This window comes from Lutimaribacter marinistellae (assembly GCF_042648365.1).
GTDB classification, from domain to species: Bacteria; Pseudomonadota; Alphaproteobacteria; order Rhodobacterales; family Rhodobacteraceae; genus Lutimaribacter_A; species Lutimaribacter_A marinistellae.
Genome location: NZ_JBHRXI010000042.1, coordinates 1 through 513, shown reverse-complemented (window position 1 = coordinate 513; position 513 = coordinate 1). Strand labels below are relative to the sequence as shown.

Below are 513 nucleotides of genomic sequence, written 5' to 3'. Positions count from 1 at the left end.
GAGCCGGGCAGCGCGGCAGGGCCGCCATCGCGCCCGACAGCGTGCCGGCCCGCGGGAGGGGTTTGCGACCGCGCGACGCCATCAGGATGTGTCCGCGGTGTCGGGAAGAGCGACCGGGCGCATCCTCGGCCTCACCAGTCGTCGAAGATGGCGAAGGGGTTGTCCGCGCCCTCCTCCAGCGCCGAGACCCGCGTGCGGGCCGAGGGCGTCATGCCGAACTCGGCGGCGTAGCGCACCATGTCGGCCATCGCCTTGTTCGCCGCGCCGACCAGCGGGTTCTGGATCGCGTTGCCGGCCTTGGTGCGGATCACCAGCCCGGCCGTGACCGCGTCCCGCTCCGCCATCCGCGCCAGCGCCGTCTCCGCCGCCACCCAGCGCCCGTAGGCCTGGCAATAGGCGGCCCGCACGCTGCGGTCGAGACGCGACATGATCCCGAGGCGGACCATCTCCGCCACCACCCTGCCCCATTCCTCCAGCGCGGGTCCGGCGAGATGATCGGGGGGCGTGGGAGAT

The 513-nt window shown here is 73.5% G+C and carries 1 protein-coding gene; it reads right to left on the bottom strand.

What is annotated here, in order from left to right; genetic code table 11:
• Positions 1-131 precede the first annotated feature (131 nt).
• Positions 132-513: phage terminase small subunit P27 family (locus ACFORG_RS20450; protein ID WP_386737425.1), on the bottom strand; the 382-nt coding region annotated here is incomplete at its 5' end.